This is a genomic window from Myxococcus sp. SDU36 (assembly GCF_030168875.1).
Lineage (GTDB): Bacteria > Myxococcota > Myxococcia > Myxococcales > Myxococcaceae > Myxococcus > Myxococcus vastator.
The window spans coordinates 9,000,390-9,016,985 of the sequence record NZ_CP077414.1 but is presented as its reverse complement, the minus strand read 5'-3'; the positions used below and the strand labels follow the sequence as shown (position 1 = coordinate 9,016,985).

General features: G+C 70.6%; 14 protein-coding genes and 1 other RNA gene. 8 read left to right on the top strand and 7 right to left on the bottom strand.

The window, feature by feature from the left end; genetic code table 11:
* Positions 1–343, bottom strand: a transfer-messenger RNA (tmRNA) gene (ssrA, locus tag KGD87_RS36835); the annotation flags it as partial.
* Between the two features lie 219 nt (positions 344–562).
* Between ssrA and KGD87_RS36830 the strand changes: the two genes are divergently transcribed.
* The 3 genes from KGD87_RS36830 (at position 563) to KGD87_RS36820 (ending at position 5,518) form a co-directional block, all read left to right on the top strand.
* Entirely contained in the window at positions 563–1,921 is a 1,359-nt protein-coding gene (locus KGD87_RS36830) for a M16 family metallopeptidase (protein ID WP_284665538.1), read from the top strand.
* A complete protein-coding gene (locus KGD87_RS36825) occupies positions 1,921–3,537 on the top strand; it encodes a M16 family metallopeptidase (protein ID WP_284665537.1) in 1,617 nt (538 codons plus the stop codon). Before KGD87_RS36830 ends, KGD87_RS36825 begins: the two co-directional genes overlap by 1 nt.
* Before the next feature lie 79 nt (positions 3,538–3,616).
* Positions 3,617–5,518: an OmpA family protein gene (locus tag KGD87_RS36820; protein ID WP_284665536.1), complete on the top strand. Its 1,902-nt coding sequence runs from the start codon at positions 3,617–3,619 to the stop codon at positions 5,516–5,518.
* A gap of 19 nt (positions 5,519–5,537) precedes the next feature.
* Here KGD87_RS36820 and KGD87_RS36815 read toward each other — a convergent pair whose 3' ends face one another.
* A complete protein-coding gene (locus KGD87_RS36815) occupies positions 5,538–6,116 on the bottom strand; it encodes a TlpA family protein disulfide reductase (RefSeq protein WP_284665535.1) in 579 nt (192 codons plus the stop codon).
* A complete protein-coding gene (locus KGD87_RS36810; protein ID WP_284665534.1) occupies positions 6,113–7,189 on the bottom strand; it encodes a CFI-box-CTERM domain-containing protein in 1,077 nt (358 codons plus the stop codon). The genes KGD87_RS36815 and KGD87_RS36810 overlap by 4 nt, the downstream gene beginning before the upstream one ends.
* A gap of 95 nt (positions 7,190–7,284) precedes the next feature.
* Here KGD87_RS36810 and KGD87_RS36805 point away from each other — a divergent pair, with 95 nt between their 5' ends.
* The 3 genes from KGD87_RS36805 to KGD87_RS36795 all read left to right on the top strand — a co-directional run bounded on the left by KGD87_RS36805 (position 7,285) and on the right by KGD87_RS36795 (position 9,336).
* Positions 7,285–7,572: a hypothetical protein gene (locus KGD87_RS36805; protein WP_163786608.1), complete on the top strand. Its 288-nt coding sequence runs from the start codon at positions 7,285–7,287 to the stop codon at positions 7,570–7,572.
* An 82-nt stretch (positions 7,573–7,654) separates the two neighbouring features.
* On the top strand, positions 7,655–8,914 hold the full coding sequence (locus KGD87_RS36800) for a S1C family serine protease (RefSeq protein WP_284665533.1): 1,260 nt from the start codon (positions 7,655–7,657) through the stop codon (positions 8,912–8,914).
* Between the two features lie 155 nt (positions 8,915–9,069).
* Positions 9,070–9,336, top strand: coding sequence for a vegetative protein (locus tag KGD87_RS36795; RefSeq protein WP_163782665.1), 267 nt, complete (start codon positions 9,070–9,072; stop codon positions 9,334–9,336).
* Between the two features lie 37 nt (positions 9,337–9,373).
* Here the strand turns inward: KGD87_RS36795 and KGD87_RS36790 are convergent, their stop codons facing one another.
* On the bottom strand, positions 9,374–10,105 hold the full coding sequence (locus KGD87_RS36790; RefSeq protein WP_284665532.1) for an RNA methyltransferase: 732 nt from the start codon (positions 10,103–10,105) through the stop codon (positions 9,374–9,376).
* A gap of 48 nt (positions 10,106–10,153) precedes the next feature.
* On the opposite strand from KGD87_RS36790, the gene KGD87_RS36785 reads away from it, so the two are divergent.
* Both KGD87_RS36785 and KGD87_RS36780 read left to right on the top strand, forming a co-directional pair.
* On the top strand, positions 10,154–10,744 hold the full coding sequence (locus KGD87_RS36785; protein ID WP_502887988.1) for a hypothetical protein: 591 nt from the start codon (positions 10,154–10,156) through the stop codon (positions 10,742–10,744).
* Positions 10,745–10,813: 69 nt separating this feature from the next.
* The gene (locus KGD87_RS36780; RefSeq protein WP_284665530.1) at positions 10,814–11,773 is read left to right on the top strand and encodes a phosphoribosylaminoimidazolesuccinocarboxamide synthase; all 960 of its coding nucleotides are present in this window, start codon (positions 10,814–10,816) and stop codon (positions 11,771–11,773) included.
* 27 nt (positions 11,774–11,800) lie between these two features.
* Here the strand turns inward: KGD87_RS36780 and purB are convergent, their stop codons facing one another.
* Genes purB through KGD87_RS36765 form a run of 3 tightly spaced genes read right to left on the bottom strand, consistent with a single transcriptional unit; the run spans position 11,801 to position 16,556 of the window.
* The gene (gene purB, locus KGD87_RS36775; protein WP_284665529.1) at positions 11,801–13,114 is read right to left on the bottom strand and encodes an adenylosuccinate lyase; all 1,314 of its coding nucleotides are present in this window, start codon (positions 13,112–13,114) and stop codon (positions 11,801–11,803) included.
* Positions 13,111–14,055: an ABC transporter substrate-binding protein gene (locus tag KGD87_RS36770; RefSeq protein WP_284665528.1), complete on the bottom strand. Its 945-nt coding sequence runs from the start codon at positions 14,053–14,055 to the stop codon at positions 13,111–13,113. Before KGD87_RS36770 ends, purB begins: the two co-directional genes overlap by 4 nt.
* On the bottom strand, positions 14,052–16,556 hold the full coding sequence (locus KGD87_RS36765; RefSeq protein ID WP_284665527.1) for a protein kinase domain-containing protein: 2,505 nt from the start codon (positions 16,554–16,556) through the stop codon (positions 14,052–14,054). Before KGD87_RS36765 ends, KGD87_RS36770 begins: the two co-directional genes overlap by 4 nt.
* Positions 16,557–16,596: the final 40 nt, after the last annotated feature.

The following is a 16,596-nucleotide window of genomic DNA, read 5'->3' as shown; positions in this document are numbered from 1 at the left end:
CCCGCGTCCGAAAGCCGTCCGTTCTTCGACCCTACGTGCGTAGTCCGCGGTTTGCTACGTCCCTGAGGCTCCCACGGACGGGATACTCAGAGCCGGTCCTGGAAAGGTCTCGCCACCTCGGGTCCAGGCGCCCTTGGCAGCCAGCCTGCATTATGACGGCCCATCCCAACCCCACAGGCCGAGAGCGGGGGGACCGCGCACTAAGAGCTGTTTTTAGGCAGCCAGCGCGAGCTCAACGTTGTCGTTGGCTTTTGTGTCTTTGCCGGGTTGGATTTACGAGCTACCAGACAAGCTCGGCACGCGTCTCGAACTTCATTGCCCCCGTCGAAACCAGGTCGCCCCCGGTAGGTTCACTGCACGTCACGCGGCCACTCACCGCGCCCCGTCTTCTTCACATTAACCGCTGCCGGGGGCGCGTCAATCCTCCTGAATGGCCGCGGGCCCACTTGGGCGCACGGACGTGGACACTCGGCCCACAAGCCCCTCCCCCACCGAGCCAGCCGTCGTAGGGTCGCCTACCCGCCGGGTCCCACTGCTTCCGCCCCGGCCACGAGACACCTGAATGAGACGACTGCTCCCCCTCCTTCTGCTCCTGCTGGGCCCCGCCCTGCCGGCCGCCGCCGCCACCCCGGCGTCGGACGCCTTCCCGTACACCCTCCAGACGGACACCCTGCCCAACGGCCTCACCGTGGTCCGCGTGCCCTACCCGTCCCGCGGCATCATCGCCTACGTCACCGTGGTCCGCGTGGGCTCACGCAACGAGGTGGAGCCCGGCCGCACCGGCTTCGCCCACTTCTTCGAGCACATGATGTTCAAGGGCACGAAAACGCACCCGGAAGGCGAGCGCGAGCGCATCCTCGGGAACTTCGGCTACGACGACAACGCCTTCACCACCGACGACATCACCCTTTACTACTCCTACGGCCCCACCGCCGGCCTGCCCCAGCTCATCGAAATCGAGGCGGACCGCTTCCGGAACCTGGAGTACAGCGAGCCGTCCTTCCAGACGGAGGCGCTCGCCGTGCTCGGCGAGTACCACAAGAACGCCGCCGCCCCCTTCCTCAAGCTGGAGGAGGAGCTCAACGCCGCGGCCTTCACCCGCCACACGTACCAACACACCACCATGGGCTTCTACAAGGACATCCAGGCGATGCCCCAGGCCTATGCGTACAGCCGCACCTTCTTCGAGCGCTGGTACACCCCCGACAACACCCTGCTCTTCATCATCGGCGACTTCGATGACGCCCAGGTCATGGAGCAGGTCCGCCAGCACTACGGCCCGTGGAATCGCAAGGCCGCCCAAGTCTCTGTCCCCGCCGAGCCACCCCAGCAGGGGCCTCGCACCGCCCACATCGACTGGCCGCAGCCCACGCAGCCCCGGCTGGTGATTGCGTGGCGCACGCCCGGCGCCGGCACCAGCCCGGCCGACGCCGCCATCCAGACGCTCCTCGTGGACTACCTGGCAGGCCCCACCAGCCCCGCCTACAAGCGGCTGGTGCTGGACAAGCAGCTCGTGGAGTCCATTGGCAGCGACTACGCCGAGCACCGCGACCCGCACCTCTTCACCCTCACCGCCACCCTGAAGGACAAGCGCCACCGCGCCGCCGTCCGCAAGACGCTGCTCCAGGAGGTCAGCCGGCTCGCCGCGGGCCGCGTGGACGCCGCGCGCCTCAAGGCCATCCAGGACCACGCCCGCTACGGCGCGCTCATGGCCCTGGAGACGCCTCGTGACGTGGGCATCCAACTCGGCTGGTACGCCGGCGTCACGGGCTCGCCCGACGGCTTCCAGCGCCACCTGCAGCGCCTGCCCCAGGTGACGCCCGCGCAGCTGTCCGACTTCACCAAGCGCCACCTCACCGCCAACAAGTTCATCCTGCTCAGCCTCACCCCCAAGACGGACGCCCAGGGAGGGACGAAGTGATGAAGACCCGAGCACTCCTGTCCCTCACCGCCCTGCTGGGGCTCGCCGGCTGCGCCACCACGCCCCAGGCGCCGCCCCCCGACGAGAAGGCGCCGCCGCCCGCGGCGCCCGCCCAGGCCGCGGCGCCCGAGCCCGCCCCGCCGCCCGCGCGCCCGGAGGCCGTGCCCGCGACGCCGCTGCGCCAGCCCGAGCCCATGGAGCTGGTCGTCCTGGCGCAGCCGGACTCGCCCATCGTCTCCTTCCGGCTCGTCTTCCACACCGGCTCCGTGGACGACCCGAAGGGCAAGGAGGGCCTCACCGCCCTCACCGCGCGGCTCATGGCGGAGGGGGGCACGCAGAAGCTCACCTCCTCGCAGCTCCTGGAGGCCCTGTACCCCATGGCCGCGGAGCTGGACGTCTTCGTGGACAAGGAGTTCACGACGTTCTCCGGCCGCGTCCACAAGGACTTCCTGGCGCGCTTCCAGGACCTCTTCACCGACGTGCTCCTGGCCCCGCGCCTGGACGCCGCCGAGCTGGAGCGCCTGCGCGCCAACGCCATCAGCGACGTGGAGAACGGCCTGCGCAGCGCCAACGACGAGGCGCTGGGCAAGGCCGCGCTGGACGCGCTCATCTTCGAAGGGCACCCCTACGCGCACTTCACCGGCGGCACCGTGCAGGGGCTGAAGGCCCTCACGCTGGACGACGTGAAGGCCCACGCCCAGCGCGTCTTCACGCAGGACAGGCTCGTCATCGGCCTGGCGGGCGGGGTGGATGAAGCGCTCGCGCAGACGCTCCGCTCGCGCCTGTCCGCGCTGCCCGCGAAGGGCGCGCCGCGCGTGGCGCTGCCCGCCGTGCCGACGACGGCCGGCCGCACCGTCATCATCCAGAAGCCCACGCTCTCCACCGCCGTCAGCATGGGCGCCGTCAGCACCATCCGCCGCGGCGACCCGGACTTCTTCCCGGTGGCCTTCGCCATGTCCAACCTGGGCGAGCACCGCCAGTCCATTGGCGTGCTCTTCACCGAGCTGCGCGAGAAGCGCGGCCTCAACTACGGCGACTACGCCTACGCCGAGCACTTCATCGAGTCGCCCGGCACCACGTACAACCGCACCAACATCGCGCGCACCCAGCAGGACCTGTCCCTGTGGCTCCGCCCCGTGGTGCCCACCCAGGGCGTGTTCGCCACGCGCGGCGCGGTGTTCTTCCTGGACCAGATGGTGGAGGAGGGCATCCCCCAGGAGCGCTTCGAGCTGATGCGCGGCTTCCTCCAGGGCTACACCCGCCTGTGGGAACAGACGGACCAGCGCCGGCTGGGCTACGCCATTGACGGGCGCTTCTACGGCACGCCCGACTTCCTGGAGCAGTACCGCCAGGCCATGTCGAAGATGACGCCGAAGTCCGTCCAGGAGGCGCTCCGCCGCCGCGTGCGGCCCGAGGCCCTCAACTTCGCCTTCGTCACCGAGGACGCGGAGGGGCTCGCCCAGGCGCTGCGCTCCGGTGCGCCGTCACCCATCACCTACGCGTCCCCCAAGCCGGAGACGCTGCTGGCGCAGGACCAGGCCATCTCCGCGTCCAAGCTGCCCCTGCGCCCGGAGGCCATCCAGGTCATCCCCGCGCAGCAGTTCATGGAGAAATAACACCCGGCTGCAATCAACAGTACCGGGGGGTGGGTCATTTCCTTCCACCCTCCGGAGTCGGGTGCTAAGAGCCTGAAACATGCGAGGCATCAGCTTGCGTGGCTCAGCCACCCGACTCGCCGTCCTGGGCCTGCTGCTGGCCTCGGTGGCTGCGCACGCCGACCACGACCCGTTCGCCCGCGGGTTCGACGCCGTTCCCGTCAAGGCCACCGCCGCCCAGCACAGCGGCATCGCGCTGGAAGGCACGAGCAACGCGCTGCCCGTGGGCAGCTTCCGCGCGGCGCTCCTGTTCGACTTCAACTGGCGCATCCTCTCCCTGAAGCTGGGCGACGAGAAGCTGGGCGACCTCCTGCCCTACCGGCTCGATGCGCACCTGCTGTTCGCCTATCAGCTCCATGAGCGCCTGGAGCTGGCGGTGGACCTGCCCGTCACGCTGCTCCAGGGTGACAACTTCCAGCTGCTGCGCGACGCGCTGGACGCCCCCAACTTCCCGGGTGCCGCGGGCGTGGGCCGCACCACGCTGGGCGACATCCGCCTGCTGCCGCGCGTCCACCTGCTGGACCGGGAGACGTTCCCGGTGGGCGTGTCGCTCGTCGCCGAGGTCCGGCTGCCCACCGGCAGCGCCTCCAGCTTCACCGGCGAGCGCGGCGTGCTCTGGGCGCCTCGCGTCGCGCTGGAGCAGCGGTTCACCTTCCTCCCCGTGCCCATCCGCGTGCTCGGCAACGTGGGTGTGCGGCTGCGGCCCCATGCGCAGTACCTCAACCTGCTCGTCGACGACGAGCTGACGCTGGGCGCTGGCGCCATCGCGGAGCTGCCCAACATGGGCCGCTTCACGGACGTGGAGGCCGTGGCGGAGATGCACCTGGGCACCCCGCTGGTGCGCCCCTTCAACTTCGACCAGGCCGACACGCTCAAGACGCCGTGGGAGGCCCTGGTGGGTGCCCGCGCGAAGGTCTGGGGCAACTGGGGCATGGAGCTGAACGTCGGCCGAGGCATCAACCTGTCCAGTGGCTACGGCCGCGAGGCCCTGCGGGTGATGTTCGCGGTGCGCTACGACGAGACGTTCGTCGACTCGGACGGCGACGGCGTGCCCGACATCCGCGACCGCTGCCCCAACGAGCCCGAGGACAAGGACGGCTTCCAGGACGGCGACGGCTGCCCCGACCCGGACAACGACGGCGACGGGATTCCGGACGGCGAGGACGGCTGCGCCAACGAGAAGGGCCCCAAGCACACCAAGGGCTGCCCGGACCCGAACCACGACACGGACGGCGACGGCGTCGTCGACGGCGAGGACGCCTGCGTCGACAAGCCGGGCCCCAAGTCCAACAAGGGCTGCCCGGAGGACGCGAACGACGCGGACGGCGACGGCATCCCCGACACGCTCGACAAGTGCCCGTACCAGCCCGGCCCGAAGGACTACGACGGCTGCCCGGACACCGACGGCGACGAGGTGCCCGACAACGAGGACGACTGCCCCGAGGAGTTCGGCCCGCCGGAGAACAACGGCTGCCCGTTCGACTCACCGCCCTACGTCGTCGTCGAATCGGACCGCATCCGCATCAAGGGCAACGTGCTCTTCGAGACGGGCTCCGCCGTCATCCAGAAGCGCTCCTACCCGCTGCTGGACGAGGTGGCGACGGTGCTGCGGAAGAACCCGACGCTAGGCCCCGTGCTCATCGAAGGCCACACCGACAACCGCGGCTCGCGCGCCCTCAACATGGGCCTGTCCGACCGCCGCGCGAAGTCCGTGCTCGACTACCTGGTGGCCAAGGGCATCGCGCGCAAGCGCCTCAGCTCCAAGGGCTTCGGCTTCGACAACCCGATTGCCACCAACGACACGGCGCTGGGCCGCGCGAAGAACCGGCGCGTCGACTTCCGGCTCGTTCGCTCGGAGGTGGAGACGGAGAAGAAGGAGACCGTCGTCCCGGCGGGGCAGCCGCCTCCGGCTTCGGCGGCGCCGCCAGAGAAGAAGCCCTGAGGAGGAAGGGCGACGTGGCTCAGGGCTGCTTGAGCGCGCGCTCGATGCGGCGGCGGATGCCGTCCTCGGACAGCGCGCCGCGCTGCGCGTCCATCACCTTGCCCTCGCGGTCCAGGAAGTAGAGCGTCGGCAGCGCGCTGACCTGGAAGGCCCGCGCCACGTTGTCGTCCGCGTACACCACGTACGGCGCCAGGTCCGGCAGGTGGTTGCGCATGAAGGCCTCCACCAGCTTGGGCGCGCGGTCGCCGTCATCCCGGCTGGCCGCCACGAAGACGAGCCCCTGCGGCTCGTACTCCTTGGCCAGCTTCACCAGCGCCGGCATCTCCTCACGGCACGGCGGGCACCAGGTGGCCCAGAAGTCCAGCATCACCACCTGGCCCTTCAGGTCCTCCAGCTTCAGCGTGCCGCCGCCATGGCGCGCCATCTCCATGGACGGCGCGGACGTCCCATCCGGCACCAGCCGGGCCCGCTGCGCTTCCAGCACGCCCAGGTACACCACGCCGCCCACGCCGAGCGCCCCCAACAACCCCAGCACCACCTTCGTTCCGGCGCCCGCCTTCTTCGGGGCCGGAGGCGGAGCCCCGATGCTTTCCGTCACTGGAATCCACTCCTCGTCAGGCGGCCATGCACCCGCCGCAGCGCCCACCGCACACCCTCACGGGCCACCGGGCGCCGCGACACCCACGCCGCCACGTCAGGGCCCCACTGGTAGTAGCCCCGGATGAACGCCCGGCCCGGCGCGCTCTTCCGCAGCACGTCGTCGCGGTAGGCGCGGAAGGCCACGAGCTCCGGCGCGCCGTCGCCGAACGCCACCGTGGCCACGAAGCACGAGGACGCCGGGCTCACCCACATGAGCCGCTGGTTGGTGAGGTTCACCACCGCCTTCAGCTCGCGCGCCTCCGTATAGACGAAGGCCAGCAAGTCGCGCCGAGCGGAGGGGAACTCCTGTCCGCTGGCCTCCTCGAACTCGATGCGCGTGCTGCCCGTGGTGCCGACCTCGTCCACCGTGAAGAAGTACCGCTTGGAGCTGCGGCCGACCTCCACCTCCAGCCCACGCAGCTCGCCGAAGTACGCCAGGAAGGGCGTGCGGCAGACCGGGCAGATGAAGCGGTTGTAGGCGTGACTGGTGAGGAACGCGTAGTCCCCCACCCGCTTGCAGCCCATGTTCGGGCACACCAGCTTCACGTTCGCCTGGGGCGCGTTGCGCGGGTCATACCGCGACACGCGCGAGCCCTTGTCGAACACCGGCGGCGGACGCGGCGGCGACGTCACCAGGTGGCGCGTCGGGTGCGCGGCGCGCTCCAGCTCCTGCGCCCGGCGCCAGGCCGTCTCCGCGGCCTCCAGCCGTCCGGCCGCCGTGTGGCAGAGCGCCTCGCCGTGGGCCAGCAGCGCGGCCACCAGCTTCTCCAGCGTGGCCACCGCCGAGCCATCCCGCCCCGCGGCCAGCGCCTCCGCCAGCACCCGCTCGACCTCGGGGAGCAGGGCCTGGGCGGCCTTGCGGGAAGGGTCCTCCGCGCGGCGGTACACCGGCGGTTCGGGGATACGGACGAAGAGGGCCGAGGCCGCCGCGCGCACCCGCTCCACCGCCGCGTCGCCACGCCCCACGTCCAACTGCGCCGCCCGCTCACGGGCCGCCTGAAAGAGTTCTTCGGGTTGCAAGCGCGCGGACATTAAAGGCCCCACCCCGCGCTGTCAGCGCATTGGACACCGCCGCGGTCGGAAACTGGCCACGCCCTCTTTTTCAATGTACGAAGAGGTAGGAGGTTGTGAGCGTGAACGCATTGAAGTTCATCGTCTGGACGTGCTGTGCGGTGGGGCTCGGCGTCTTCCTGGCTTCGGGCAAGGTGGATGGCCGCACGCCGTTGAACCACATGGAGCGGGCGTGGAGCCGCTCGGTGAACCCGTCCGCGGTGGATCGGCTCAAGGACGGGCTGGAGGACGCGTACGAGGACGCCAAGGACGCCGTCGCCGGAGACAAGGATTCGTCACCTCGTGAGCGCATCAGCGCCGAGGACCGTGCAGCGGTGAACCGCATCATCGCGCAGAAGAAGTAGTCCGCCGCCTGGCCCGCTTCCCCTGGCCTTCCCTCCTCCTTAGGTTGCACCGAAGGCGGATGGTCGGGGTGGAGGCGGGGCCATGGGCAGGGCGCGAGGCAAGAGTGTCATCCTGTTCGCCGCGCTGGTGTGCGCGCTGGTGCTGCCAGCGCAAGCCACCGGCCGCGAGCGAAACCGGCTGTGGGTGGAGTCGCAGAACCGCGCGCTCCAGAAGCAACGCTCCACGCTGAGCGACGTGGCCCGGCGCGCCATGCCCTCCGTGGTGTCCATCACCACGCAGCAGGCCGCCGACATGCAGGCCGTCGCCGCCGGCGAAGACGCGCAGAAGGGCATCGGCTCCGGCTTCATCATCCATCCGGACGGCTACGTCCTCACCAGCGCGCACGTGGTGGAGGGCGCGGCGGAGGTCATCGTCTCCGTCCTGCACCCGCGTGGCTACGTGGAGGAGTTCGAGGCCATCATCGTGGGCGAGGACGCCCGCACCGACTGCGCGCTGCTGAAAATCGCCGCGCCCCGCAAGCTGCCCGTGCTGAAGCTGGCCTCCGCGTCACACGTGCGCTCGGCGGACTGGATTGTCGTCATCGGCAACCCCTTCGGGCTGGCGCACTCGGTGACGGTGGGCGTGGTCAGCTACATGGGCCGCACGGACGTGACGCCCAACGGGCGGGATGGCGACTTCGACTACATGCAGATGGACGCCTCCATCAACCCTGGCAACTCCGGCGGGCCGGTGTTGGACCTGCACGGCGACGTGGTGGCGGTGGCCAACGCCGTCAACGTGGCGGGCCAGGGCATCGGCTTCGCCATCCCCATCGACATCGCGAAGACGGTGATTCCGCACCTCAAGGCCCACGGCCGCGTGCGCCGCGGGTGGCTGGGCATGAGCGTGCAGGACTTCTCGCCCGAGGTGGCCGAGGCCTTCAACCTGCGGCGCGGCCGCGGGGTGGTGGTGACGGACATCGTCGAAGGCGGTCCGGCCGAGCGCGCGGGCCTGCAGGTGGGCGACGTCATCGTCAGGATGGACCAGCGGAGCGTGCGCCGGGCGCATGCGCTGCGCTGGCAGGTGGCCGCCCGGGGCGTGGGCCGTGACGTGAAGTTCCAGGTCCACCGGCTGGGGCGCCCGATGAAGCTGACCCTCAAGTTGGACGAGCTGCCCTCCGACGAGACGCCCCTGCCCACCATGGCCAGCACCGGGGCCGGGCGGCACGCGGGGGCGCCTCAGCCGGTGCTGGACGACCTGCTATCGCCGGTGCCTCGCTCGAAGAGCCGCCAGGCGGCCCCGCCCTCGGGGGAAGCAGGCCCAGAGACGGGGGGTTCTGGACAAGACGCCCCCGCGCCCTGACGTCCGGAACGGGCCCGCAGTGGCCCCTGGTTTCCCGGGCTCCTTGCGTTCGGGGGACATGGGCGCTAGACAGTGCGCCTTTTTCCGTACCCTTGCGGCGGGTCCACCTCGGTGTGGCGCCGCGACTTCGCATCGTTTCGCAGGAGAGTTTCGCAATGGCCGAGGCCCAGACGACCCCGAAGCGCACCAGTTGGCCGCGTTTCGCCAAGAGCAATGGCAAGAAGGCGTGCACCGTGGAGGGCTGCAAGCGCCCCTACCGCGCCAAGAACTACTGCTACTTCCACTACAAGCAGTGGCGCCAGGGCGACCTGCCGCACAGCCGCTACCGCACCTGCTCCAAGCCGGAGTGCCGCGTGAAGACGTTCAAGGCCGGCCTGTGCGAGAAGCACCACGGCGAGGCCTTCAAGAAGGACGCGGCGTAGACCGCGACTCGCCGTCGGCGCCGGGGCGGCCTCTTCCTCAGGTTGAGGCGCCCCGCGTCACCGCGCGCTCCAGGTGCTTGAAGGCCGTGAGCCACAGCTCCGCCTCGCGCTGGGTCAGCCGCGCTCGCATCAACGTCTGCTCCAGCTCGTTCAGCACATGCTGCGGCGCCTGCGGGTTGAGGAACTCCGCGCGCAGCATGACGTCCCGCATCCGCTTCGCCAGCGCCCCCAGCGTGCCCAGCTTCGCCCCCGGCGCCTCCTCCACCGCGGCCGTGGGCGTCAGCCCCTGACGATGGCAGAGGTACAGCAACACCGCGGACGACTGCGCCAGGTTCATGGACGGCTGCACCGCCGACGTGGGAATGGCGAGCACGTCCGTGCACCGCGCCAGGTCCTCGTCGGACATGCCCCGCTGCTCGCCGCCGAAGACGAGCGCCACGCGCCCGCGCACGCTCTCCTCCGCCAGCCGCTGCATGGCCTCCTCCGGCGTCAGCACGGCGCGGCCCTTGAGCTGGGTACGAGAAGTCGTGCCCACCGCGTACACGCAGTCCTTCAGCGCGTCCCCCAGGTCGGACGTCACCTCCATGCCCCGCAGGACGAAGTCACTCTTGACCGCGAGACGCTCCGCGCCCTCGATGGACTTGAGCACCGGCTCGGACAGAATCAGTCGTGAGTACCCGAAATTGGCCATGATTCTGGCCACGGCGCCGAGGTTGTCGGTTGAACGCGTCTGATGAAGGACAACGGTGAGCTGCTCCCCTGGCCGCATGCGCTGAGTTTAGCTGGTTGATCCCGAAGCAGATCGGTATATTCCCCGTTGATGCGTCGCTGGCTCCCTGGGTTGCTCCTCTCTCTCGTGACGGTCCTCACCGCCTGTGGTGAGGTCGGTGCACCTGTCCGTGCCACGGTGAGCGCGCGGCAGGCCCTCACCAATCCGCCGGAGTTCCTCGAGTTCGAGTCTTCGTCGACGCGGCTGGAGCTCTTCCGCGAGGTGGCCCGGCAGTCCGTCGTTGAAGCCGGGCAAGCGGCCCAGGCACTGGTCCTCTTCCCCGTCAGCCGACAGGGCGAGCTGCTCGCCGCGCCGGGCTTCGACCCGAAGATGGACCTGTTCCAGGCCCCCGACGCGGGCGCGCCCTTGGAGCTGGTGTTCGAGTCTGGCGGAGAGCGTTGGCCGGATGACCGCCGCGAGGGCCTCCAGGGCCTCTCCGAGCGTGAGGCCGCGGAGCTGGTGGCCCGCACGCTGCTCGCCCACTGGGGCATCGCGCCCAGCAGCGCGGTGCAGGTGGACCGGGCGTCGGGCGCGCCGTACGCGGTCGCTTACGTGGATGGAATCCTGCGCATCAACCCAGCTTTCCTCTACCTGGCAGCGGCGTACGGTCCTTCTTCCCTGCCCGCTTCGCTCCAGTAGAGTCGCGCGCCTCAAGTCAGGCCCCCTTGCCTCTCGCCCTTCCCGCGAGAGAGGGGCCGCGAGGCGACAGTGAATACCTCCGCACTTCACGCGCAGCTTCCCCTCACCCTCCAGCAGACGGACCTGCCCGCGCTCGGCCAGCACTACCGAGGCAAGGTTCGCGAGACGTACCGGCAGGATGACCGGCTCATCCTGGTGACGACGGACCGCCTGTCCGCGTTCGACCACATCCTCACCACCATCCCCTTCAAGGGCGAGGTGCTCAACCGGCTCTCCGCCTTCTGGTTCGAGCGCACAAAGCACATCGTCCCCAACCACGTGCTGGACGTGCCCGACGCCAACGTCACCGTGGCGCGCGCCTGTCAGCCCTTCGCCGTGGAGGTGGTGGTGCGCGGCTACCTCACCGGCAGCCTGTGGCGCGACTACCAGAAGGGCGCGCACACCGCCTACGGCCTGCCCTTCCCGGACGGCCTGCGCCAGGACGAGTCCTTCCCCGCCCCCATCATCACCCCGTCCACCAAGGCGGAGTACGGCCTGCACGATGAGCCCATCTCCGAGGAGGCGCTGCTGGCGCGGGGGCTGGCCACGCCTCGTGACTGGGCGCGCATCTCCGAGGCCGCGCTGGGCCTCTTCGCCGAAGGGCAGAGGTGGGCGCGCTCACGCGGGCTCATCCTCGTGGACACCAAGTACGAGTTCGGCAAGGTGGGCGACACGCTCTACGTCATCGACGAGATGCACACCCCGGACTCCAGCCGCTACTGGGTGGCCGACGAGTACGAGGCGCGCTTCGCGAAGGGCGAAGCGCAGCGCATGCTGGACAAGGAGAACATCCGCCAGTGGCTCATGCGCGAGCGGAACTTCTCCGGCCAGGGCACGCCGCCGCCCATCCCCGATGACGTGCGCGTGGACCTGGCCACCAAGTACGTGGCCGCCTACGAGCAGATAACCGGCACGACGCTGACGCTGGAGCCGGGCGACGTGAAGGCCCGCATCGAGCGCAACCTGCGTGAGAAGGGCTACCTGAAGTAGCCCTTCTCCGGCACCGGCACGGGGCGCCTACGCGCTCCGGCCGAAGACGCGCTGGAAGACGTCGTCCATGTGGCGCGTGTGGTAGCCCGGGGAGAAGCAGTCGGAAATCTCCTCGGGCGTCATCATCTTCCGCAGGTCCTCGTCCGCGAGCAGGGCCTGCCGGAAGTCGAGGCCTTCCTCGTACAGCTTCATCGCGTTGCGCTGGACGATGACGTAGGCGGCCTGCCGGTCCATGCCCTTGCGCGCCAGCTCCAACAGGAGGCGCTGCGAGTTCACCACGCCGCCCAGCAGGTCCAGGTTCTTCTTCATCTGCTCCGGGTAGACGCGCAGGTCCTCCATCAGCCGCGCGAAGCGGATGAGCATGAAGTCCGCGAGGATGGTGGCATCCGGGCCGATGACGCGCTCCACGGAGGAGTGGGAGATGTCCCGCTCGTGCCACAGCGCCACGTCCTCCATGGCGCTCACCGCGTAGCCGCGCAGCAGGCGCGCCAGGCCGGTGAGGTTCTCCGACAGAATCGGGTTGCGCTTGTGCGGCATGGCGCTGGAGCCCTTCTGTCCCGCGGTGAAGGGCTCCTCCGCCTCGCGCACCTCGGTGCGCTGGAGGTGGCGAATCTCCACGGCGAACTTCTCGATGCTCGAGCCCAGCAGCGCCAGCGCGGTGAAGAACTCCGCGTGCCGGTCCCGCTGCACCACCTGGCTGGAGGCCGGCGCGGGCTTGAGGCCCAGCTTGCGGCAGACGTGCTCCTCCACGGCGGGTGGCAGGTGCGCGAAGGTGCCCACCGCGCCGGAAATCTTCCCCACGGCGATGCTCTCACGCGCGTGCTCCAGGCGCGTGCGGGCGCGGCGCAGCTCGTCGTACCAGATGGCCAGCTTGTGGCCGAAGGTGATGGGCTCCGCGTGGATGCCGTGGCTGCGGCCCATCTGCAGCGTGTGCTTGTGCTCGAAGGCGCGCTTCTCCACCGCGGCCATGACGCGGTCCACATCCTTCAGGATGAGGTCCAGCGCGTCGCGCAGCGTGAGCGCCAGCGACGTGTCCAGCACGTCCGACGACGTCATGCCCAGGTGCAGCCAGCGCGCGCTGTGCCCCACCCGCTCCTCCATGAAGGTGAGGAAGGCGATGACGTCGTGCTTGGTGGTGCGCTCAATCTCCTCGATTTTCGCTGCGTCCTCGGGCGTGAAGTCGCCCGCGCGAGCAAGGCAGTCCCGCAGCGCCTCGCGGGGCGCCAGTCCGGCCTCCACCATGCCCTCCAGGGCGGCGAGCTCCACGTCGCGCCAACGGCTGTAACGGGCCTCATCGGACCAGAGGGAGGACATCTCCTGACGGCTGTATCGCGGAATCACTCGTAGACCTTCACGGCAAAGTCCCGCCGCGCCGCGAGCCGGAGGAGTTCCAGCACGGCGTCGGAGGACGGACCCAACTTCCTGGCGGCGGTGAGATTGAGAGACAAGTCCAGCCCCTCGGGCTGAACCACCGCCAGCGCTCCTGGATTCACCTTCTCGTGGATGATGCGGTTGGCCAGCCGCCCGGCCTGCTGGCCAATGGCCGTGGGACTGGGCGAGAGCGCCAGCGTGGCCCCTTCCTTCACCTGGCTGGGCGTCAGCGCGGCCAGCGGCACCCGGTGCGCCGTCGCGAAGGCGATGAGCGCCTGGACGACGGCCGCGTTGCCCACCGTCTTGTCCGCCACCATCAGCAGCGCGTCCACCTTGCCCACCGCGCCGTCCAACGCCTGCTCCGCCCGGCCCCCCGCCTTCATTTCCAGCGGGAGGATGGACATGCCCTTCGAGGCCGCCGCCGCGCGGGCCTGCGTCACCGTCGCCGCGGAGAACCGCGGGTCATGCAGGATGCCCACGCGCTTCACCTTCGGCGACACGACCCTCAGCGCCTCCAGCTCCGGCCCCATGTCGCTGGTGAGGGAGATGCCGGTGACGTTGGCGCCGTCCAGGCCGTACTTCTCGTAGTAGGGCACCATGGCGAAGAGGACGGGCACGTCCTCGCCCAGCGAGCGCCGTGCGGCGTTGGCGGCCAGGGGCCCCAGGGCCAGCACCAGTGCGGGCTTCTGCGCCGCCAGCTTCTTGAAGAGCCGCGCGGCCGCGCCCGCGCTTTCGTCCAGCATGACCTCCTGCACCTCCGCCCGGGCCTCCGCCGCGAACCCGGCGATGACGGAGGCATACGGCGCCAGGTGGGCGGACTTCACCGCCACCACGCGGGGACGGGCCGGCTGCTGCGCCACGGCCACCGCCGGCAGCAGCGCGACGAGGAGCGCGGCGACGCAGCCCTTCATTCCCGCACGCTCGCGCAGCAGCGGAAGCCCACCGCGTTCGAGCGCTCCGTGGGCACGCCGTTGCTCCGCGCCGAGCAGCGTGACGCCGGGTCCGGCTGGTCGAAGGCGCCGCCCTTCAGCGCGTAGCCCTGGACACCCAAGCGGGTGGCCGTCCACTCCGCCGCGTTGCCCGCCAGGTCCATCACCGCGTAGCCCGACTTGCACCGCGCGAAGCGCCCGGAGATCGCCAGTCCCCCCGAGCTCGTCGCGGTGTTGCACGCGCCCACGGCCTGCTCCTCGCCGAAGGGGAACCGCGAGTTGCCGGGGCCCTTGCATGCCTTCTCCCATTCCTCTTCCGTGCAGAGCCGCTTGCCCTCGCGCTCGCACATTCCCCGCGCCTCTTCCCAGGCCACGGCCACCTTCGGCATCGCGCCAGCCTGGTTGGGGAATTCGTACTCATCCACGCAGAAGGAAGACACCTGGATGCTCGCGACGGGGCGCTCGTCCGGGCTGGCCAGTGCGTCGTCGTCGCTCCGGCCCATCTTGAAGGCCCCGCCACTCACCAGCCGCATTCCCGCGGGACACCCCCCCACGGGCGTCGCCACCGCGGCCGCGCCACCAGGCGCCTGGCCACGAGCCCCCTGCCCTCCGGACTTCTGCAGCGCCTTGATGGCCAGGAAGCCCCCGCCCGCGCCCAACGCCAGGCAGCCGAGGACGAGCAGCGCCAGCCTCAGCATGGAACGCTGGGGCTTCGCCGCGCGCGTGGCGGACCTGGTGAGCACCGCTCCGCGAGGCGCGGCGCGAGCGCTGGAGCCTTCCGACGGTTCACTCCGCTTCGCGCCGGAGCGAGCGCCCGGGTCCGACACCTCCGCCCCCCGGCGGCGGGTGCGAATACCGGAGTCCTCGGAGGCACGGCCGCGGCCACGGCTGCCGGTGTCCTCGGCACCGCCTTCTGCGCCGTCGCGAGCCCGTGAACGGGAGCGGCCCACCGCGGGCGCGGCGTCCAGCGTGGGCGCGGCGGGGCGGCCCGCGGGCACGGCGGGTGCCTCGTCCAGGGTCATCGCGCTGGAGCGGCCATCCGTCACCGCGGGGGCGTCCACCTGCGTGGGCGCGGCGGAGCGGCTCAGCGCGGCCTCGGACTCCTGCGCGGACGCGGCGCCACGCTCACGGGTGTCCTCGGAATCCTTCCGCGACGGCGCGGAGCGGGACGGCGCGGGCGGAGACGACACGGGCCGCGAAGCGCTCCCCTGCGCCGAGGGTGCCGCCTTCGCGGCGACGGGCGGCGCGATGAAGGGCAGCGCCTGCTCCGTCAGGTGCTGCGGCGCGGACGCAGACGCGGGCTTGCCTCGGCCCATGATGGCGGCCAGCGACGCCGCGTCCAGCGGCTGCGTGGCATCCACCGGCGGCGGCAGGTCCGGAATGGACGCGGGCGGAGTGGGCGCGGCGACACCGGGCGGCGGAGGCAGGTCGTCCTCCTGCACGGCCGGGAGCATGCCCGTGGGCACCGGAGGCGGAGGCCTCGCCGCCTGCCTCGCGGTGTTCGCGGCCGACGAGCCCGGAGGGGCCGGGAGGCTCCGCGCGCGCGACACCACCGCGGCCGGCGTGCGCGCCAGGATGTTGGAGAACTCGGTGAGGAACTCACCCGCCGTCTTCGGACGGGCCAGCGGGTTGAAGTTGAGCGCGCGCCGGTACAGCGCCTCGATGGAGGTCGGCAGGTCCGGGTGGTGCATCGTCAGGCCGGGGATGACGCCGTCCTCGGGCACGAGCCCGGTGAGCAACTCCCCCACGATGACCGCGAGCGAGTACACGTCCATGCGCGTGTCCAGCTCGCCCCCGCCCACGTACTCCGGCGCGATGTAGACGTCCGCGCGTTGCCCCTTCTGGGCCTGCACGAAGGGCAGGTGTGGCACGGCCAGGCCCAGGCCGTAGTCCGTCACCTTGAGCAGGTCCGGCAGGACGATGACGTTCTCCGGCTTGAGGTCGGAGTGCGGCCCGAAGCGGTGCGCCGCGTCCAGGGCCGCCGCCATCTGCGACAGCAGCGGCTCCACTTCCTTCAGCGAGAAGAGCTGCCCCCTCGCGGTGCGCTGCTCCATCATCCGGCGCAGCGTCATGCCCTCCAGCAGTTGCAGGGTGATGAAGGGCCGGTCCCCATCCACGCCCTCCTCGTACACGCGCAGGAGGTTCGGATGGTTGAGCTTCTTGGCCACGCGCATGGACAGCGAAAACTGCATGCGCTCCTCGGGCTGCTGCACCAGTCGCGGGTGCACGGCCTTGAGCGCCACTTCGACGTCAATCTCCTCGTCCTGGGCCCGGAAGACGAAGCCCATGGGCCCGGAGCCCACCACTTCCAGGATGGCGTAGCGGCCGGCGACGACGTCCCCTGGCTTGTAGGGTGCGCCGTCCGCGTTGCGCCGGCGAGCCGCCCCGGCGGGAGGACGCGCCGCGGCATCGTGCTTCAGCCCACAGGTGGGACAGGTGTCTTGGGAGGCAGGAACGAGGCTGCCGCAGCGGTAGCAGAGCAAAGCTGGCGTACTCCAGGAGGCAGTCGGGGGCCACCTCGGG